Below are 20003 nucleotides of genomic sequence, written 5' to 3' on the forward strand. Positions count from 1 at the left end.
CGCGCGTCCGCGTTGTACTGGGAACCTACGCCGGTGTGGGTGCGGGTACCGCGGCTACGGGTCACCGGCCGAACGCACCGCGCCCGCGCACACCGCATCCGGCTATTTCGATACGAGGAGTTCGAAGACGTGTCATCACCGCAGTCCCTGCCCCCACTCGTGGAGCCCGCCGCCGAACTCACCAGGGACGAGGTCGCCCGTTACAGCCGTCACCTGATCATCCCCGACCTCGGGATGGACGGGCAGAAACGGCTGAAGAACGCGAAGGTGCTCGTGATCGGTGCCGGCGGGCTGGGTTCTCCGGCGCTGCTGTATCTGGCCGCCGCCGGGGTGGGCACGCTCGGGATCGTCGAATTCGACGAGGTCGACGCCTCCAACCTGCAGCGGCAGGTCATCCACGGTGAATCCGATATCGGCCGCCCCAAGGCCGACAGTGCCCGCGATTCCATTCTGGAGATCAATTCCGGGATCGATGTGCGGTTGCACAAGATCCGGCTGGAGCCGGAGAACGCGGTGGAACTGTTCGCCGGATACGACCTGATCGTGGACGGTACCGATAATTTCGCGACCCGCTATCTGGTCAACGATGCCGCGGTACTGGCCGGTAAACCGTATGTGTGGGGTTCGATCTACCGGTTCGAGGGCCAGGTGTCGGTGTTCTGGGAGGACGCCCCGGACGGTCGCGGGATCAACTACCGCGATCTGTACCCGGAGGCCCCGCCGCCGGGAATGGTGCCGTCCTGCGCCGAAGGCGGCGTACTGGGTGTGCTGTGCGCCTCGATCGGTTCGGTCATGGTGACCGAGGCGATCAAACTGATCACCGGTATCGGTGATCCGCTGCTGGGCCGGCTCATGGTGTACGACGCGCTGGATATGAGCTACCGGACCATCAAGCTGCGCCGTGACCCGGCTCGTCAGCCGATCACCGAACTGATCGACTACGAGGCGTTCTGCGGTGTGGTGTCCGAGGAGGGGCAGGCCGCGGCGGCCGGTTCCACCGTGACCGCGCGCGAGCTCAAGGAGCTCCTGGACGCCGGTGATGTGGAGTTGATCGATGTCCGTGAGCCCGTCGAATGGGACATCGTGCACATCGAGGGCGCGACCCTGATCCCGAAGGACCGCATCCTCTCGGGTGAGGCGCTGGCGGAGCTGCCGCAGAACCGCAAGATCGTGCTGCACTGCAAGACGGGTATCCGGTCGGCCGAAGCGCTCGCCGCGCTCAAGCGGGCCGGTTTCGCCGACGCGACCCATTTGCAGGGCGGCGTCATCGCCTGGGCCCACCAGGTGGATCCTTCGCTGCCGGTGTACTGAGCCGACCGATCTACCGGACACCCCCGATATGCCGCTGACCTGCGCGCGAACAGTGCGCGGGCGGCGGTGGCGGGGTCCGTCGGCGGTGTGTGTCCAGGGCCGGTCGCAGGTGTGTCGCGGCACTGCTACGCCACGGTGTGGCGCGGTAGCGGGGCTCGGCCGCGGGAGTACGGTACGGCCGTGACCACCACTGTCGAACCCCCCGAGCATGTGCGGGCCACGTACGGTCTGCGGGAAATGACCCCCGTCGCCCTGGGCGACTGGGAGGGTGGCTGGCGCCTCGGTGATGTGGTGCTCAGTCCGGTCGCCGATCATGCCCGCGCGGCCTGGTCGGCCAAGGTCCGGGAGAGCCTGCGGGTGGACGGCGTGCGGGTGGCCCGCCCGGTGCGGGCCACCGACGGCCGGTACGTGGTGTCGGGCTGGCGGTGCGACACCTTCATGCCGGGTTTCCCGGAACCGCGGCACGACGAGGTGGTCTCGGTGTCGTTACGGCTGCACAAGGCCACCGCGACGCTCGAGCGGCCCAGGTTCCTGTCCCAGCCGCCGGTCACACCGTGGCTGGATGTGGATGTTTTCGTGGCCGCGGACCGGGCGGCCTGGGAAGCGGTGCCGTTGCGTACATTGCGGGCGGCGGGCGCGGTGATGGAGAACTCGCCGGACGGGCGGCACAGTCTCGAGCTGATCGGTCAGCTGGCCACGCTGCGCAAACCGGTACGCACCGCGCCGCAGCTGGTCCACGGTGACCTGTTCGGCACGGTGCTGTTCGCCGGGGCGCAGACTCCCGCGCTCACCGATCTCACTCCGTACTGGCGCCCACCGGCATGGGCGGCGGGCGTGGTCGTGGTGGATGCGTTGTCCTGGGGCGGGGCCGACGACGGGCTGCTGGAGCGCTGGTCCGATCTGCCCGAATGGCCGCAGATGCTGTTGCGTGCGGTGATGTTCCGGCTGGCGGTGCACGTCCTGCATCCGCGGTCCACTCCGGAAGCGTTGCCGGGACTGATCCGGACGGCGGATATGGTGCGATTCCTGCTGTGATGGCGGTCGCCGCGGCGGCGATCCCCGATGAGTTCGATACGCGGCAGTGCCCGGCCGGTCGATCCCGGCCGGGCACTGCCCGCGTGCCGGACGATTCTCAGACGTTGGCGTAGGCCAGGGACGGCACCCGGCCGACCGCGAACGAGGTACGGCTGTAGCACCACCAGGTGACCCCGGCCATCACCAGGAACGCCCCGGCATAGGCCCAGAACGCGGGCGCCATGGTGCCGAAGTGGGTGTTGGACAGCCGTAGTGCCTGCTGGAGTACGAAGCCGCCGAAGGCGCCCACCGCACCGATGACGCCGATCGCCGCGCCCGCCTGCCGCTTCGCGGACGCCGCCGCTTCCGACGGCTCCATCGCGTGTTCGGAGGCGTACTTCTTCGATTGGGCGGTGAAGATGGACGGGATCATCCGGTAGGTGGAACCGTTGCCGATACCGGCGAGCACGAAGAGCATCAGGAAGGCGAGCAGGTACAGCGGGAAGCTCTTCATCTCCAGGGCGGCCATGATGAGCGCGACCGCCACGGCCATCGCGCCGAACACCATGATGGTGATCTTCGCGCCGCCGCCGAGTTTGTCCGAGAGCCAGCCGCCGAACGGCCGCGAGAAGGAGCCGACCAGCGCGCCGAGGAAGGCGAGATTGCCCAGGGTGGTGATCCAGCCGATACCCGCGAGGTCCGGGAAATTGGCCTTGATGAGGGTGGGGAAAGCGAACGAGAAACCGATGAAGGAACCGAAGGTGCCGATGTACAGGAAAGCCATCACCCAGGTGTGCCGGTTGGTCAGCGCCGGTTTGTAGGAACGACCGTCGGATTTCGCGGTGGCGAGGCTGTCCATATAGCGCAGCGCGCCGAACGCGGCGGCCAGGATGAACGGGATCCACACCAGTACCGCGAGCGTTATCCCGAATCGGTATCCGGCAGCGTCTTTCGCGGTGAGGTGGGTGCCGAGGGTGATCAGCAGCGGTACCAGCAGCTGGGTCTGCGCGACGCCGAGATTGCCTCCCGCCGCATTGATCCCGAGCGCCGCGCCCTTCTTACCATCGGGGAAGAAGAACGAGATATTGGCCATCGACGACGAGAAATTCCCGCCGCCGAAGCCGGACAGCGCGGCCAGGACCACGAAAACCCACATCGGGGTGCCGGGCTGGTTGACGAACCAGATCAGGCCCAGGGTGGGGATGAGCAGCATCGCGGCGCTGAACGCTGTGAAGGCCCGGCCGCCGAACCGGGGGATGGCGAAGGTGTAGGGGATGCGCAGGGCCGAACCGACCAGTGTCGGAATGGAAGTGAGCAGCAGTGCGTTGCTGACCGCGGTCGGGTTCCCCTTGCCCAGGCCGTCCAGGAAGGTGAATCCGGCCGCGCCCATTCCGGTGACGACGCTGGCCCACAGAACCCAGATACTGAATCCGAGATTCTCCGCGAACACCGAGAACAGCAGGTTCTTCCTGGCAGTGCGATCGGCGCCGGATTTCCAGAACCGCTCGCTGTCGGGTTCCCACCGGTCGATCCAGCGTCCCCGGCGCTGATGGGTGAACGTCGTTGTCGTCTCGGGTAATTGCCGGCCGGTGTCGGCTATCGCGGTCATCGGCGTCCCTCTCGTCGTTACTCGACGCCCCCCGGACGGGGCGCCCGGCCACGGCGGCCGGGCGGTCGAGTGCGTGTTGTGACGTGAGAAAACGCTAGAAGCCGGGTGTTTCGACGAAATAGCGCGCAATGACGATCGCCGCAATTCCCGCTCACGGAGCGGGAACACCCGGGTGATCGGTCCGTAACCTCGATGGAACCTGCTCGGGATCGCCCCGATCGTGCTGGGTTCGGAGCCGGAGGTGACGCCGAGGGGTGCTCAGTGGTCGGGGTAGTCGGCCAGCAGGGTATCGAGGAAACAGCGGGTGGTCCGGGCGGCTTTCTCGGCGTCGCCGTCGACGATCGCCTGCACCAGTTCGCGGTGTTCGGCGGCGTACCAGCTGTCGATACGGTCGGTACGCGAGCGGATCGAGGATTCGATGTAGCCGAGTATCGAATCGTAGAACTCGATGTAGACGGCGTTGCCGCTGGCGAGCACGATCGCCCGGTGCAGTTGGACATCGGCTTCGATGGCCGCGGTCCGGTCCACCCGCCACAGCCGGTTCCGGTCGTCGAGTAGCCGGCGCAGGGTGGCGATATCGGAGTCGTCCCGTCGGTGCGCGGCCAGCGCGGCAGCGGTGGACTCGAGGCCGTGCCGTAGCTCCAGCACATCGCGTTCGGCGGCCTCGGCGAAGTATTTGGAGAGAGTTCCGCCGACCTCGGAGGCCGCGATGACGTAGGTGCCGGAGCCCTGTCGGCGTTCCAGCATTCCGGCGTGGACCAGCGCTTGGACGGCTTCGCGTAGCGTGTTGCGGCCGGTTCCGGTGAGTTCGGCGAGTTCGGGTTCGGTGGGGATCCGCGTCCCGATCGGCCAGCGTCCCGAGCGGATATCCTCTTTGAGTTGCTCGGTCACCTGGGCGATGAGGCTGGTGCGGCGCACACTTTGCACCGCAACAGAGTACCGCCCATCACAATCTTATTGCCCCAGTCATAGGGTCATCCTATGATTTCTCGGTGACTGCTGCGCTGCCCGAAACCTCCCAAGCGGCCGATCCACCCCTCGAGCAGCGGAAACGCAGTCTTATCGAGGGCCGTTTACTGGTACTGGCAGCCATTGTCATGTCGGCTCTGGTCCTCCGCGTGGCGGTTACCGCGTTCACACCGCTCGCCGACGATATCGGCCGGGAGATCGGCTATTCCACCGCGGTCGTCGGGGTCTTCGGCATGATTCCCACCCTGATGTTCTCCATCACGGGCCTGCTGACACCGCTGCTGGTCCGGGCGCTCGGCCTGGAACGCACGGTGCTGGTCGCGATGGCGGCCGCGGGTACGGGCATGCTGGTCCGGGTGCTCGTCTCGGGGACCGTCGAGCTGCTGCTGTTCTCCGCGCTCGCGCTCGGCGGTATGGGTATCGGCAATATCGTGGTCCCGCCGCTGGTGAAGCGTTACTTCCCGGATCGGCTCGCCACGGTGAGCGCGCTCTACATCACCATGGTGCAGATCGGCACCGTCCTGCCCGCGCTGGTGGCCGTACCGCTGGCCGAGGCGCACGGATGGCGTGTCTCGCTGGGTGTGTGGGCGCTGCTCGGTTTCGCGGCGGCGGTGCCCTGGATAGGGGTGCTGCGGATTCGCCGTGGCCGCGCGGTGTCCGACACCACCGGCCTGCCCGACTCGGGTAGCGCACCGGCGCCCAAGGTATGGCGGTCGCCGCTGGCCTGGGGAATGGCCGCCACCTTCGGGATGACCTCGCTGACCACCTATTCGGTGTTCACCTGGCTGCCCACCATCCTCGCCGACGCCGGTGCCGACGCGGCCTTCGGCGGTTCGATGGTGGCGCTGTTCGCGCTCGTCGGCCTGGTCGCCGCGCTGACGGCACCCACCGTGGCCGCGCGCCTCACCAACCCCTATCCGGTGGTCGTGGGCTGTGCGGTGTGTTTCCTCGTGGCCTTCGCCGGACTGCTCCTCGCTCCCATGAGCGTGCCGGTGCTGTGGGTGGCGATCCTGGGGCTGGGGCCGAGTACCTTCCCCATGACCCTCACCCTGATCAATCTGCGCACGCGCACACCGGCCGGTTCGGCGGCACTGTCGGGGTTCACCCAGGGTGTCGGTTACGCGCTCGCCTGTGTGGGGCCGCTGGTGTTCGGCATGCTGCACACCCTCACCGACGGGTGGGCGGCGCCGTTCGCGCTGCTCTGTGTCGCGGTTCTGGTGCTGCTGATCGGTGCCTGGCAGGCCTGTAAACCGCGGATGCTCGAGGATTCGATTTCGGCGCGCTGAACCGGAATCGCGGGAAGCCGGTACCCGGCACCGCGTCCGATGCCTCCGGTTGCGCCGGGCAGTGACGCAGGTCATCATCGGGTGGGCCCGCACCGCGCATACCGGCGGATATGGGCATTTCTTCACCGGCGGAAACGCTGATGTCACAACGAGTTAACACCGGCGGCCTTCTCACCTGAGCGGTGCCGGCCGCGTGAGAAACCGTTGATTCGACGGTCATTTTGGGCAGCATTTCCGCAATACCGGTTTCCTACCGTGGGGTCGAACCACGTTGGGAGGCCCTTGTGAGCACGCAGACCGAAAGCCGCGGAAACGCCCTGTCGGCGATGTTCCGGCGGCCGAAGCTGGAGCGCTGGGACGCCGAGGACACCGCGGCCTGGGAGGCCGGCGGTAAGAAGATCGCCACCCGCAATCTGACCTGGTCGGTCGTGGCCGAGCACATCGGCTTCTCGATCTGGTCCATCTGGTCGGTCATGGTGCTGTTCATGCCGACCGAGACCTACGGGATCGACGCGGCGGGCAAATTCTTCCTGGTCGCCGTACCGACCCTGGTCGGCGCCATCCTGCGCATCCCGTACACGGTCGCCACGGCCCGGTTCGGCGGCCGTAACTGGACGGTGTTCAGCGCGGCGGCCCTACTGGTGCCGGCCGGTCTCACCCTGTACTTCGTGAACCAGCCCGGCACGTCCTATACGACCTTTCTGATCGTCGCGGCGTTCGCCGGTCTGGGTGGCGGCAACTTCGCCTCCTCGATGACCAATATCAATGCCTTCTACCCGCAGCGGCTCAAGGGCTGGGCGCTGGGACTGAACGCGGGTGGCGGCAATATCGGGGTACCCGTCATCCAGTTGTTCGGGCTGCTGGTCATCGCGACCCTCGGTAACGAGTACGCCTCGGTGATCTGCGCGGCCTATCTGGTGCTGGTGGTACTCGCCGGACTCGGCGCGGCACTGTTCATGGATAATCTGCCCAACCAGAAGGCCGATCTGTCCTTCATGCGCACCGCGTTGAAAGTGCCGCAGTCCTGGGCGGTTTCGTTCCTCTACATCGGCACCTTCGGTTCTTTCATCGGATACAGTTTCGCGTTCGGCCAGATCCTGCAGATCAGTTTCGTCGCCGGTGGGGACACCGCCGCCCAGGCGACCTTGCACGCCGCGCAGATCGCGTTCATCGGACCGCTGCTCGGGTCGATCGCCCGGCCCTACGGCGGCAAACTCGCCGACCGGATCGGTGGCGGCCGGGTAACGCTGTTCACCTTCGCGGCGATGATGGTCGCGGCGATCGCGGTGGCCACGGCGTCGACTGTCGCCGACGGTTCGCACCGGGGCTTCTCGGGTCCGGTCCTGGGCGTGCTGGTGGCCGGTTTCGTGGCGCTGTTCATCCTGTCCGGAGTGGGCAACGGATCGGTCACCAAGATCATCCCGTCGGTTTTCGACGCCAGGTCCCGCAGCCTGGACGGGAGTGCCGCCGAACGCGCCGCCTGGGCGCAGAACACCTCCGGCGCGCTGATCGGCTTCGTAGGTGCCATCGGCGCCCTCGGCGGGGTCGGGATCAACCTGGTGCTGCGGTCCTCGTACTCCTCGACCCAATCCGCGACCACCGCCTTCTGGGTGTTCACGGCGTTCTATATCGCCTGCGCCCTGGCCACCTGGTCGGTGTTCCTGCGCCGGCCCGGCGTCCCGGCCCGCGACCACGAGATCGTGGCCGAAGCCGAGGCGCTGGTCCGCCGGGCCGAATCCGGCTCCCGCAACTCCGCTCTGCCCACCGAATCCCGGTCCGCCCGGTCGCCGGCGAGCCTCTGACACCGGATCCCCACGGAGGACACCATGAACGCACAGCGCAGAACAGTCGTCGTCGCCGGTCACGGCATGGTCGGGCACCGGTTCGTCGAGGCGATCCGCGCCCGCGACGAAGCGGGACAGTGGCAGGTCGTCGTACTCGGCGAAGAGAAGCTGGCCGCCTACGACCGGGTCGGTCTGTCCTCCTACGTCGGTGCCTGGGAAGCCGCCGCACTGGCGCTGCCGGGCAACGAGTACGCCGGTGACGATCTGGTCGATCTGCGACTCGGGGAGCGGGCCGAGATCATCGACCGGGACGATCGGAAGATCACCACCACTTCCGGCGAGGTCCTCGACTACGACGCGCTGGTCCTGGCGACGGGTTCCTACCCGTTCGTGCCACCCGTGCCGGGGCACGAACACCCGGAATGCTTCGTCTACCGGACCATCGAGGATCTCGACGGAATAAGGGCCGCCGCCGATACGGCCGGACCGGGCGCGCACGGCGTGGTCGTCGGCGGCGGCCTGCTCGGGCTGGAGGCCGCCAACGCGCTGCGCCTGCTCGGGCTGACCCCGCATGTGGTGGAGTACAACGATCGCCTGATGCCGGCCCAGGTCGACGAGGGCGGTGGCGCGATCCTGGAGAAACTGGTCACCGATCTGGGACTGGAGGTGCATACGGGAGTGGGCACTGCCGGGATCGAGCGCGACGAGGCGGCGGGCCCGGCCGAACGGCTGCGGATCAGCCTCTCCGACGATACGGCGATCGACGCCGCGCTGGTGGTGTTCTCCGCGGGCGTCCGCCCACGAGACCAGATCGCCCGCGACGCCGGTCTCGAGGTCGGCCCCCGCGGGGGTGTGATCACGGATCTGGGCCTGGTCACCTCCGATCCGAATATCTACGCCATCGGCGAATGCGCGGCGATCGAGGGTGTCTGCTACGGCCTGGTGGCGCCCGGTTACAGCACCGCCGAGATCGTGGCCGACCGCCTGCTGGGTGGTGCCGGTGAGTTCCCCGGCGCCGATATGTCGACCAAACTGAAGCTGCTCGGTGTGGATGTGGCGAGTTTCGGCGACGCGCACGGCACCACCGAGGGCGCGTTGTCGGTGGTACTGCACGACGCGGCCCGGGGCACCTACGCGAAGTTGGTGATCTCCGACGATGCGCAGACCCTGCTGGGCGGCATCCTGGTCGGCGACGCCACCCAGTACGCGGCGTTGCGCCCCCTGGTGGGCCGGCCGCTACCCGCCGAACCGGCGGCGCTGATCTCCCCGGCCGGAGCGGAACTGGGCGCCGACGCCCTGCCCGACGAGGCGCAGATCTGCTCCTGCAACGATGTGAGCAAGGGCGCCATCTGCGGCGCGATCGCCGAGGGTGCCTGCGATATTCCGGCCGTCAAGGCCTGCACCAAGGCCGGTACCTCCTGCGGCGGCTGTGTGCCGATGATCAAGAAGGTGCTCGAACAGTCCGGTGTCGAGATGTCCAGGGCACTGTGTGAGCATTTCGCGCAGTCGCGCGCGGAGCTGTTCCAGATCGTGCAGGCCACCGGTATCCGCACCTTCTCCGAACTCATCGCCCGGCACGGCAAGGGCGCCGGTTGCGATATCTGCAAACCGACCGTGGCCTCGATTCTCGCCTCGACTTCCAGCGAGCACATCCTGGAGGGCGAGCAGGCCGCGTTACAGGACACCAACGACCACTTCCTGGCCAATATGCAGAAGAACGGCACCTATTCGGTGGTGCCGCGGATGCCGGGTGGGGAGGTCACCCCGGAGCAGTTGATCGTGATCGGTGAGGTCGCCAAGGAGTTCGGGCTCTACACCAAGATCACCGGCGGGCAGCGGATCGACCTGTTCGGGGCCCGCGTCGAACAGTTGCCGCTCATCTGGAAGCGGCTGGTGGACGCCGGTATGGAATCGGGTCACGCCTACGGTAAATCGCTGCGCACCGTCAAGAGTTGCGTCGGATCCACCTGGTGCCGGTACGGCCAGCAGGATTCGGTGGGCATGGCCGTGCTACTGGAGAAGCGCTACCGTGGACTGCGGTCGCCGCACAAATTGAAGCTGGCGGTATCCGGTTGCGCCCGGGAATGCGCCGAGGCCCGCGGCAAGGACGTGGGTGTCATCGCCACCGAGAACGGGTGGAACCTCTACGTCGGCGGTAACGGCGGCCTCACCCCGGCGCACGCGGTGCTGCTGGCCGGGGACCTCGACGACGAGACCCTCATCGCCTATATCGATCGCTACCTCATGTTCTACATCCGCACCGCCGACCGGCTGCAGCGCACCGCACCGTGGCAGCAGGACCTCGGGATCGACTACATCCGTGACGTGGTCTGCGCGGACAGTCTCGGCATCGCCGCCGATCTGGAACAGGCGATGGCCGACCATGTAGCCGGTTACCGCGACGAATGGGCCGCGGTCCTCGACGACGAGGAGAAGCTCTCCCGGTTCGTCTCGTTCGTCAACGCTCCGGCCGAGGCCGATCCGACCATCGCCTTCGACGAGAGCGGTGAGCGCAAGGTTCCGGTGCTGCTGGGTCTGCCCGGTATGCCCGGCGACAGCCAGGGAGTGTGACCGAGTAGGGAGGTGACGGGCCGGTAGCGCCGCAGCCGGCCGGATGAGGGGCAGTGGAGCCCGGCCGCGGGGCGTTCCGGGCGCGCCCCGTGGTGATCGATCGCCCGGGACCGTGGTGGCAGTGCGGCTCGCTACGAGTGGGAAATGACGGCTTAACCGCCAGGAAACAGGCCGCCGGTACCAATTGGGTATGCGGTACGTCCGCCTTCGCGGCGGCCTCCACGGACCGTACGCAACAGCTTCCGAGGAGGCATGAACGATGCGATACCTCGGCCTCCGCTGCGGCCTCCGCGGACCGTATGTAACTGCTTCTGAGGAGGCACAATGACTGTTATCGATAGCCCGGCTGTTGTCCCGGCGACCACCGGTTGGACGCGGGCGTGCGCGCTCGAGTACCTGATCCCCGGACGTGGTGTGGCGGTACTGCTGCCCGGCGGTGCTCAGGCGGCCCTGTTCCTGATGCCCGAGGGGATGCTGTACGCGGTCGGCAATATCGACCCCTTCGGCCGGGCGGCGGTGATGTCGCGCGGGATCGTCGGCGACCGCGGTGGTGAGCCGGTGGTCGCGTCGCCTCTGCTGAAGCAGGCCTTCTCGCTGCTCGACGGGCGGTGCCTGGACAACGATACGGAGAGCCTGCCGGTATATTCCGTGCGCGTGGACGACGGACAGGTGTCGATCTCGGACCGGCCCGTAACCGTGGCCCCGAACGGCTGCCCCGCATGACGGTGCCGGAAGCGAGTGCCTCGCTGGCCGGTTTCACCATCGGTATCACCGCGGCCCGGCGGGCCGAGGAATTCACCACCCTGCTCACCCGGCGGGGTGCGTCGGTGGTGTCCGCGCCGGCCATCCGGATCATTCCGCTCGCCGACGACACCGAACTGGAACGGGTGACGGGGGAACTCGTCGCGGATCCGCCGCAGATCACCGTGGCGACCACCGGTATCGGATTCCGCGGCTGGATGGAGGCCGCCGAGGGCTGGGGGCTGGCCGAGCGGCTGCGGTCCACCCTGGGCGGGACCCGGATGCTCGCGCGCGGTCCCAAGGCCAAGGGCGCGATCCGGGCCGCCGAACTGCGCGAGGAGTGGTCCCCGGCGTCGGAGTCCTCGGCCGAGGTACTGGATCATCTGCTGGCCGAGGGGGTCGAGGGCGTCCGGATCGCGGTCCAGTTGCACGGTGCCACCACCGAATGGGAACCCATTCCCGATTTCTGTGAAGTACTGCGCTGTGCGGGCGCCGATGTGGTGCCGGTCCCGGTGTACCGGTGGGAGCCGCCGGCCGACCGCGGCCCGATGGACCAGTTGATCGAGGCCATCGTGACCTCCGCGATCGACTGCGTGACCTTCACCAGCGCACCGGCCGTGGCCTCGATGCTGATGCGCGCCAAGGAAACCGGAGTGCTCGAGGGCGTCCTGCACGCACTGCGCAGCCGAGTGCCGGCGGCCTGTGTCGGGCCGATCACCGCGGCCCCGCTCGAGGAACTCGGCGTGCCCACCACGATGCCCGGCCGGGCTCGGCTGGGTGCGCTGGCCCGGCATGTCGCCGAAGAGCTTCCGCGCCGCGCCGGACGGATCAACGCCTCCGGTCACACCATCAGCGTGCGCGGCGCGTGCGTGGTGGTCGACGGCACGGTGAAACAGCTTGCCCCGGCACCGATGGCGCTGATGCGGTCGCTGGCCCGCCAGCCCGGCCGGGTCGTCTCCCGCGAGGATCTGCTGGCGGCGCTGCCCGGCGGTGGTGACGACACCCACGCCGTGGAGACGGCCATCGCCCGGTTGCGGGCGGGGCTGGGTACTCCGAAGGCGATCCAGACGGTGGTCAAACGTGGATACCGCCTGGCCATGGACCCTGCCGAATGCAACGACAACGATGCCGGTACCGCGCCGCTGCCGGCGGCCGCGCCGCGCAATGCGCGCTATGTCCGCACGGTGGTGCCCGGATGAGCCCCGCGGCGCTGGTGCTGGTCGCGCACGGCACCCGCAGCGCCAAGGGCGTACAGATGATCGCCGCACTGGCCGAAGCCGTCGGCCACGAGCTGGGTCGCCGGTCGGCTGAATCGGACGGCCGGTGCGGGCATACCGTCGTCCCGGGCGGCCGGGACCGTCGCGCCGCGCTACTGCCCGGCGCGTACTCGATCTGCGGTTGTGTGCCCGATCCGATCGTGAGCCCCGAACCCGGGCCCGCCGTCACCCCGGCCGTACGCACCGCGTTCGTCGATGTGCTCGGACCGTCGCCGGCCGAGGTGCTGCGTGATCCGGGATCAACTGTATCCGGCGAAACTGTTCCGGCCGTGGTGGTTCCGGCGTTCCTCGCCTCCGGATACCACGTCTACCAGGATGTTCCCCGAGAGGTCGCGGACAGCGCACATCCCGCGGTGACCGTCACCGCCGCTATGGGCCCCGATCCCGCGCTGGCCCGGGTCATGGCCGTGCGATTGCGCGCGGCCGGCTGGCGTCCGGGGGACGCCGTGGTTTTCGCGGCCGCGGGATCCTCGGATCCGCGCGCCCGCGCCGATGTGCGCCGCGCCGCCGCCGAGCTCACCGCGCAACTCGCGACCCCGGTGCGGATTGCCTATGTCGCCACCGGGACTCCGCGTGTTCCGGAAGTGGTGGAACAGGTGCGGGCGACCGGGCAGGAGCGGGTGTTCATCGCCTCGTACCTGCTCGCGCACGGGCTCTTCCACGAGCGGCTCCACCAGGCGGGCGCGACCGGAGTGGCCGAGCCGATCGGGGTGCACCCCGCGGTGGTCCGGTTGATCGCGGATCGCTACCGGGCGGCCGTCCGGGACATGGACCGCGCACGCGTGCGCTGACCGGCCCGCCGAGGCGAAGCGGCCGGAGCAGCGGGCGTTGCGCAGCCGGATACCGCTGAAACCCGGAGTGCCGGCGGCCTCTTCCAGAAGTTCGACAGTTCGGGAAGTACCCGCAGCTGGATACCGTCGGGTCTTCGGAGAAATGCGGCACTTCGCCCGGTCCGGGTCGCACGGAGATCGAGCCCAGTGGGACGCTGCGGCCGCTTCCGCTTCGGTGAGATCTCGGGCGCGGCCACGCAAATCCGGTGTGGCGAGCCGGATCAGACCCGGTACCACACGAATTTGTTGTCGCGGGTCGGGCCGTACCGGTCGATCTGGTCGAACAGCAGGGCGGCCGGCTCCACGACCGCGCTGCGCCCCTGTGCGTTGTCGTAGGCCACCAGGATGCCGACGAAGGCGGCGTGGCCGTCGGCGGTCTGGCGGTACACCACCCCGCCGGAATCGCCGGCTTCGGCACCGAGCGCGTTGGTCGCGTAGATCCATTCGTCGTTGGCTTCGGTGATCGACCCGCAACTCCAGCCGGTGGTCGCGCCGATCTTGCAGATCTCCTGGTTCAGTTGTGGTTCCATATCCACGGAGGACAGCCCGAACCGTCCCATCGACGCGGCGACACCGATGCCGTCGTACAGCCGGATCAGCCCGAATCCGAATTTCAGACCCTCGTCCGGGCGATGGAATTCGAAATAGCCGATCGGGTTGCCGACTTTATCGGTGACGATTCCCTGGTGGTAGCAGTGGCCCGCGGTCACCGCGTACTGTGCCGAGCCGATCGAACCGGTGAGACCCACCGTGCAGCGGGTGATCACGGCCTTGCCGTCGGCTATCTCGCTGTGCCGGATCTCCATCCCCGGATACACCGTCACCGCCGGGGCGGCCGCTGCGACGGATCCGGGCATCAGTCCCGCACCGGCCACCGCGAATACCGCGCAGACAATGGCTGCAACGGATACCGGACGCCGATTCCGACCCCACCGGAAAACGCTGAACATCGCGTACCTCGAACCTGCTCGAGCGACCGCCGCGCGGTCGGATCGGGCAGTCAGCGTAGACGATCCGCCGATACGGTGCCGGGGCGGACTTCCCAGCCGGTGGAAGTGGCCGTGGAGTTCTCCGGCCGGCCGGCGGACGCCGAGTGGCCTCGGCCGCTCCGGCGTGGGTAAACCCATGTAAACCCGGACGTTTCAGGGCAACGGGATGAATTCGGCAGTGTCGTCGTCCCGGGCTTCCGGGGCGACGACGACCAGGCCGTCCCGGTCGACGAGACCGCCGAGGTGGCCGGTGCGGATCGCGGGATCGCCGATCCAGCCGCCGCCGGCCTGCTCGCTGTATCGGGCGGGCACGATCCGCGCCACCGGGCCGGAGATCTCGGCCGCGTTGCGCAGTGGCCCGGTGAGCCGACGCGGCGTCGGTAGGCCGGTGCGGCCGCCGATTATCGCCGGCACCAGTGCGAGCAGTGTCGCGATCGCCGCGTAGGGATTGCCGGGAAGCCCGAGAACAGTTGTCGCCGAGGGTATTTCGGCGACCACCGTAGAACCGCCCGGGCGCAGGGCGAGCCGGGGTATCAGGAGACGGCCCGCGCGACGGTCGAGCGCGCCGCGGAGCTGGTCGGCCGCGCCGCCCCCGGTCGCGCCCACCACGACCAGCAGATCGCAATCGGTCGCGGTGGCCAGGACCTGGTCGAAACCGTGCGCGGTATCGCGCAGATGGACCTGATCGATCACCGGTACGCCGTGGGCGGCGAGGAGATCGGGCAGGATCGGGCCGATCGAATCCCGGGTCTGTCCGGCCTGTAGCGGACCGGAACTGCGGATCTCGTCGCCGGTCATGACTATCCGGGCCCGGACCGGGCCCCGCACGACCGCGTCGGTGACCTCGACCGCCGCCGCGGCGGATACGAGCGCGGGAGTCACGGCGGTGCCCGCCGGGGCGATCTCGTCGCCGACTGCGCGATCCTCACCGCGCCGGCGGATATCGGAGCGCGGCGGGCTGTCCGGCAGCCGGTGCAGCCGGCGCTCGGCGGTGGGTCCCGCCGGTAGCGAACGAGGACCGCGGGCGAATTCGTCGCGCAGCACCTGGGTCGTACCCTCGGGAACCTGTGCCCCGGTGGCGATGCGTACCGCTTCACCCGGTCGCAGACCGTCGGGGCGCTGCCCGCCGGCGAAACCGATATCCGCGCGTAGTTCCCATGGACCCTCGCCCGCCACGGCGTATCCGTCCATGGCCGAGACGTCGAAGCGGGGCAGGGCTTCGGCAGCGGTCAGCGGCGCGGCCAGGGCGGCGCCCCGGGCCGCGCGCAGTTCCGCCCGGTGTTCGGGAAGGCGGGTGAGTTCGTGGCGCAGGATCGCCCGCGCCCGGTCCAGAGACAGTGGCGTGGTGTCCGCGGGCGCACTGCGCGGGGGCACCGTGGTGCCGGCGCGGGCATCGAACACGGCCCGCGCCGCGTCGATCTCGCCGGGGGTATCGCAATCGTCGACCCCGGGGAGCGCGACGATATCCGTGCGAAGCGGAACCAGGGCTTTCATCGGCTGATTGATCACCGTATCCAGTTCGCCGAGCCGGGCCCGCAGCGGTTCGGTTCGCCACACCCCGATGAGGTACTGCGGACGTCCCGCTGCGTCGGCCGCGAACACCGCGTCGAAATCACTACGATGCCGCAGCAATTCGCTGATCGTGGCATCGGTGAGAAAGGGCAGATCGGCGGCGAGGACAACGATATGGGAGGCGGGTCCCGCGCCGAGCGCGGCGAGTCCGGCGGCGACGGCGGCCACCGGACCCGAGCCGGGCTCCGGCTCCCGGGTCTGCAGGATGTGTTCACCCAGTCCCGGCCGGGGTGGCCCGACCACCACCGTCCGGCCGAGTGGCGCCACCGCGGCCAGGGCCGTCTCCAGCATGGATCGTCCGCCGACCACCAGGCCCGGTTTGTCGACCCCACCCATACGGCTCGCCCGACCCCCGGCGAGCACGATCACATCCGGGGCCAGCGGAGAATTCGGCATGGGCTCATGCTATTCGCCGTCTGGGACGATGAGCGGCCCGGTAGTGCCGGATCGCCCATCTCGAACTGCGCCGATCCGGTCGGGAACGACCGGTCGGCGGGGCCCGCGGGGACGGCCCGCCCGGCCCCGGGGGCGCGTTCGCACTACCCTCCACCGGAGCGCCGGATTCCGGTTTCCGGCCGATACGAGGGGGTCGCCTATGCGACGAATGCTCCGGGGCGGGTTGCTGTCCCTGCTGCTGATATTCACCGGGATCGTCCAGGTGGGCGTGGCGACGGCTCAGGATCCCGATCGGCCGGTGGTCCGGGTGGGTACCGAGGGCACCTATCCGCCCTTCTCGTTCCACGATCCACGATCCCAGCGGCTGACCGGCTACGACATCGAAGTGATGGAGGCGATCGCCGACCGGGCCGGATGGGATATCCGGTTCGTCGAGACGCAGTGGGACGCGATATTTCCCGCCCTGGATTCCGGCCGGATCGACGTGATCGCCAACCAGGTCTCGGTCAACGACGAGCGCCGGGACAAGTACGGCCTGTCCAGCACCTATACCTACTCCCACGGTGTGATCGTCCGGCGTACAGGCGATGAGCGCATCCGGACCATGGACGATCTCGCGGGACGGACCACGGCGCAATCGAGTACCAGCAACTGGGCGCGCGTCGCCCGGGAGGCCGGTGCCGAGGTCGAGGCGGTCGAGGGGTTCGCGCAGGCGGCGGCGCTGCTCACCCAGGGCCGGGTCGACGCGATCGTCAACGACAACATCGCCGTACTCGACTATCTGGCCAGCACCGGGTCCACGGATATCGAGATCGTCGGTGATGCCGGGGCGGAGACCAGCGAGCAGGTCCTCGCCTTCCGCAAGGACGACGCGACCCTGCTCGACGAGGCGGACCGGGCGATCGCCGCCCTGGCGGCGGACGGGACGCTCACCGATATCTCGGAGAAGTACTTCAAGGCCGATGTCTCGGTTCCGGACGGCGGCACGGCCGACCTCTCCGAAGGACGCGGCCCGCGCAGTACCTGGGAGGTGGTGCGCGGGGCGGCCTGGCCGATGTTCGTCGGGCTGGTGCAGGTGACGATTCCGCTGACCGCGCTCAGCTTCGGCATCGGGCTCGTGCTCGCCCTGCTGGTGGCGCTCGCGCGGATCTCCTCCTACCGGCTCTGCTCCGCTCCGGCCCGTGCGTTCATCTCGATCATTCGCGGTACTCCGCTGCTGGTCCAGCTGTTCATCGTCTTCTACGGGCTGCCCCAGATCGGATTGAAATTCGATCCGTTCGTCGCGGCCGTCATCGCGTTCAGCCTCAATGTGGCCGGTTACGCGGCCGAAGTGATCCGGTCGGCGATTCTGTCCGTACCGAAGGGCCAGTTCGAGGCGGCGGCGACCATCGGCCTGGGATACGCGCAGACGCTGCGCCGGGTGATCCTGCCGCAGGCGACCAGAACCGCGGTACCGCCGCTGTCCAATACGCTGCTCTCCCTGCTGAAGGACACCTCGCTGGGTTCGGTGGTGCTGCTCACCGAACTGTTCCGGGAGGCGCAGCTCGCGGCCGCCGAGAGCAACGACTTCCTCGCGCTCTACTCGTTCGCCGCCCTGTACTACTGGGTGATCTGTGTCGCGCTGTCCGCCGCGCAGAAACGACTGGAGATCCGATTCGACAGGTATGTGGCCAAATGACCGACACCACCGACACCACCACCGAACCCGCCCGCGTCCGGGTACACGGGCTGGCGAAATCCTTCGGCGACCGGCAGGTCCTGCGCGGTATCGATTTCGAGTCCCGGCGCGGGACGTCGACCGTGCTGCTGGGACCCTCCGGATCGGGTAAGACCACTGTGCTGCGGTCGCTCAACGCGCTGGACACCCCGGAACGCGGCGTGATCGGCATCGACGATGTCGAGATCGACTTCGCCCGGCTCGCACCGGGCCGGGCCGGGCGCCGGGAAACGAGCCGGCTGCGGGCGCAGAGCGGGATGGTTTTCCAGTCCCACAATCTCTTCCCGCATCGCACCGTGCTCGAGAACGTGATCGAGGGCCCGGTCGTCGCGCAACAGCGTCCGCGTGCGGAGGTCGTCGCCGAGGCGAAGGCGTTGCTCGACCAGGTCGGGCTCGGCGATCGGGCCGGCGCCTATCCGTTCCAGCTTTCGGGCGGGCAGCAGCAGCGGGTCGGAATCGCACGGGCCCTGGCGCTGAAACCGCGGGTGGTGCTGTTCGACGAGCCGACGTCGGCGCTGGACCCGGAGCTGGTGGGCGAGGTGCTCGCGGTGATCAAGGATCTGGCCGCCCAGGACTGGACGATGGTGATCGTCACCCACGAGATCCGCTTCGCGCAGCAGGTGGCCGATCAGGTCCTGTTCCTCGACGAGGGCGTCGTCGTCGAGCGAGGTCCGGCGGACCGGGTGATCGGCGATCCGCAGCAGGACCGGACGCGGCGGTTCCTGAAACGGATTCTCGATCCCGGCTGACCGGCCACCGGAGACCGCCGGGGAATCGCGAGCGAGTCCGGCTTCGGCCGCGCAGCCCGCGGACCGACGGCCGGATCGCTGTTGTTCGGTGAATCAGTCGAACCGATGCCGCGCGGTACGCAGATCGACTCGCCCGTCCGTGACGGGCACCCCCTCGATCACCAGCAGCCGGAGCTGACGCCCCGCGAGATGAGCCGCCGGCCGGCCCGACGCGCCCAGGACCCGATGCCAGGGCAGATCGGCGGCGTCGGTGCGCATGATCCAGCCCACGGTCCGCGGTGTGGACAGCCCGGCGGCCGCGGCGATATCGCCGTAGGTCGCGACCCGGCCCGCCGGAATCGACGCGACCAGGGCCCGGACGCGTTCGATCTGTTCGTCGGTGGTGACCATCCGGACCTACAGCGCCGCGCGGATAAGCGCCGCGGTCTCGTGCGGCAGGATCTGGGCGACCATATGCTCACAATCCCATTCGTGCACCGTCAGCGCGTCGCCGAGCCGGTCGGTGAGCGCGGTGAGAAGCGCGGGGGTGACGAACGGCGGATCCACCTTCGTGGCCCGGACCACCACGGTCGGCAGACCGGGCTCGGGGAGGGCGAGGTCACGGGCGAGCTGTCCCCAATAGGAGATCAGCGCCGCGGTATCCACCCGCCATCTCATCCGGCCGTTGGCGGCGGGCACCAGGTGTTCGTCGAGTTCGGCCCGCAGCACATCCGGCGCGGCCGCACCCCAGCCCGTGGCGAGTTTGTCCATCCGCGCCTCGTCGGTATCGGTGTAATCGGGCGAGTCGAGAGTCGCCTGCGCGATCTCGTGTAACCACGCCGGGTCCAGCGTCACGGCCGGATCGAGCAGTACCAGTCCGCGTACGAGTTCCGGATGCCGCCGGGCCAGCTGCAGGGCGCACGCGCCGCCGAAGGAATGGGCCACCACCAGCACCGGTTCATCGGTTTCGGCGGTGATCAGCGCCACCAGATCCGCGACGATCGTTTCGAGGTCCCAGGGCGGCAGTGCGGTGGAGCGACCGTGTCCACGCAGGTCGGGGGCGATCACCCGGATATCGGGCAGTGCTCCGGTGGCCAGTGTTTCCCAGCGCTTCCCGTGGCCGCTCAAGCCGTGCAGGGCCAGTAGTACCGGCCCGGTGGCCGGGCCGAAACGATGAACATGCAGTGTGGACACAGTGACATTCTTAGC

The 20003-nt window shown here is 68.7% G+C and carries 16 protein-coding genes; 10 read left to right on the plus strand and 6 right to left on the minus strand.

Annotated elements, in window-relative coordinates:
* Window positions 1-129: 129 nt before the first annotated feature.
* Complete coding sequence (moeZ, locus tag ACWEWT_RS30615) at window positions 130-1311, plus strand: adenylyltransferase/sulfurtransferase MoeZ (RefSeq protein WP_452564199.1); 1182 nt, start codon at window positions 130-132, stop codon at window positions 1309-1311.
* A 180-nt stretch (window positions 1312-1491) separates the two neighbouring features.
* Window positions 1492-2346: a TIGR02569 family protein gene (locus ACWEWT_RS30620; protein WP_452564200.1), complete on the plus strand. Its 855-nt coding sequence runs from the start codon at window positions 1492-1494 to the stop codon at window positions 2344-2346.
* A gap of 97 nt (window positions 2347-2443) precedes the next feature.
* Here the strand turns inward: ACWEWT_RS30620 and ACWEWT_RS30625 are convergent, their stop codons facing one another.
* The gene (locus ACWEWT_RS30625; protein ID WP_452564202.1) at window positions 2444-3934 is read right to left on the minus strand and encodes an MFS transporter; all 1491 of its coding nucleotides are present in this window, start codon (window positions 3932-3934) and stop codon (window positions 2444-2446) included.
* 258 nt (window positions 3935-4192) lie between these two features.
* Window positions 4193-4861: a FadR/GntR family transcriptional regulator gene (locus tag ACWEWT_RS30630; RefSeq protein ID WP_452564204.1), complete on the minus strand. Its 669-nt coding sequence runs from the start codon at window positions 4859-4861 to the stop codon at window positions 4193-4195.
* 65 nt (window positions 4862-4926) lie between these two features.
* On the opposite strand from ACWEWT_RS30630, the gene ACWEWT_RS30635 reads away from it, so the two are divergent.
* The 6 genes from ACWEWT_RS30635 to ACWEWT_RS30660 all read left to right on the plus strand — a co-directional run bounded on the left by ACWEWT_RS30635 (window position 4927) and on the right by ACWEWT_RS30660 (window position 13353).
* Window positions 4927-6189: an MFS transporter gene (locus ACWEWT_RS30635; protein ID WP_452564206.1), complete on the plus strand. Its 1263-nt coding sequence runs from the start codon at window positions 4927-4929 to the stop codon at window positions 6187-6189.
* Window positions 6190-6515: 326 nt separating this feature from the next.
* Entirely contained in the window at window positions 6516-7991 is a 1476-nt protein-coding gene (locus ACWEWT_RS30640) for a nitrate/nitrite transporter (protein WP_452564249.1), read from the plus strand.
* A gap of 24 nt (window positions 7992-8015) precedes the next feature.
* Window positions 8016-10544, plus strand: coding sequence for a nitrite reductase large subunit NirB (nirB, locus tag ACWEWT_RS30645; RefSeq protein ID WP_452564207.1), 2529 nt, complete (start codon window positions 8016-8018; stop codon window positions 10542-10544).
* Between the two features lie 324 nt (window positions 10545-10868).
* The gene (gene nirD, locus ACWEWT_RS30650; protein WP_452564209.1) at window positions 10869-11267 is read left to right on the plus strand and encodes a nitrite reductase small subunit NirD; all 399 of its coding nucleotides are present in this window, start codon (window positions 10869-10871) and stop codon (window positions 11265-11267) included.
* Entirely contained in the window at window positions 11264-12484 is a 1221-nt protein-coding gene (locus ACWEWT_RS30655; protein ID WP_452564210.1) for a uroporphyrinogen-III synthase, read from the plus strand. The genes nirD and ACWEWT_RS30655 overlap by 4 nt, the downstream gene beginning before the upstream one ends.
* Window positions 12481-13353, plus strand: a complete 873-nt coding sequence (locus ACWEWT_RS30660; protein WP_452564212.1) for a sirohydrochlorin chelatase — start codon at window positions 12481-12483, stop codon at window positions 13351-13353. The genes ACWEWT_RS30655 and ACWEWT_RS30660 overlap by 4 nt, the downstream gene beginning before the upstream one ends.
* Window positions 13354-13613: 260 nt before the next feature.
* Here ACWEWT_RS30660 and ACWEWT_RS30665 read toward each other — a convergent pair whose 3' ends face one another.
* Together ACWEWT_RS30665 and ACWEWT_RS30670 are read right to left on the minus strand one after the other, a co-directional pair.
* Window positions 13614-14249, minus strand: coding sequence for a hypothetical protein (locus tag ACWEWT_RS30665; RefSeq protein WP_452564214.1), 636 nt, complete (start codon window positions 14247-14249; stop codon window positions 13614-13616).
* Between the two features lie 285 nt (window positions 14250-14534).
* The gene (locus ACWEWT_RS30670; RefSeq protein WP_452564215.1) at window positions 14535-16349 is read right to left on the minus strand and encodes an NTP transferase domain-containing protein; all 1815 of its coding nucleotides are present in this window, start codon (window positions 16347-16349) and stop codon (window positions 14535-14537) included.
* A 199-nt stretch (window positions 16350-16548) separates the two neighbouring features.
* Here ACWEWT_RS30670 and ACWEWT_RS30675 point away from each other — a divergent pair, with 199 nt between their 5' ends.
* Window positions 16549-18027 carry an ABC transporter substrate-binding protein/permease gene (locus ACWEWT_RS30675; protein ID WP_452564217.1) on the plus strand — a complete coding sequence of 493 codons (1479 nt, stop codon included), beginning with the start codon at window positions 16549-16551 and terminating at the stop codon, window positions 18025-18027.
* Window positions 18024-18815 carry an amino acid ABC transporter ATP-binding protein gene (locus tag ACWEWT_RS30680; protein ID WP_452564219.1) on the plus strand — a complete coding sequence of 264 codons (792 nt, stop codon included), beginning with the start codon at window positions 18024-18026 and terminating at the stop codon, window positions 18813-18815. The genes ACWEWT_RS30675 and ACWEWT_RS30680 overlap by 4 nt, the downstream gene beginning before the upstream one ends.
* 93 nt (window positions 18816-18908) lie before the next feature.
* Here ACWEWT_RS30680 and ACWEWT_RS30685 read toward each other — a convergent pair whose 3' ends face one another.
* On the minus strand, window positions 18909-19205 hold the full coding sequence (locus ACWEWT_RS30685) for an MGMT family protein (RefSeq protein ID WP_452564221.1): 297 nt from the start codon (window positions 19203-19205) through the stop codon (window positions 18909-18911).
* Between the two features lie 6 nt (window positions 19206-19211).
* Window positions 19212-19988 carry an alpha/beta hydrolase gene (locus ACWEWT_RS30690; RefSeq protein WP_452564222.1) on the minus strand — a complete coding sequence of 259 codons (777 nt, stop codon included), beginning with the start codon at window positions 19986-19988 and terminating at the stop codon, window positions 19212-19214.
* Window positions 19989-20003 lie beyond the last annotated feature (15 nt).

The sequence above is a fragment of the Nocardia sp. NPDC003963 genome (genome assembly GCF_053605105.1).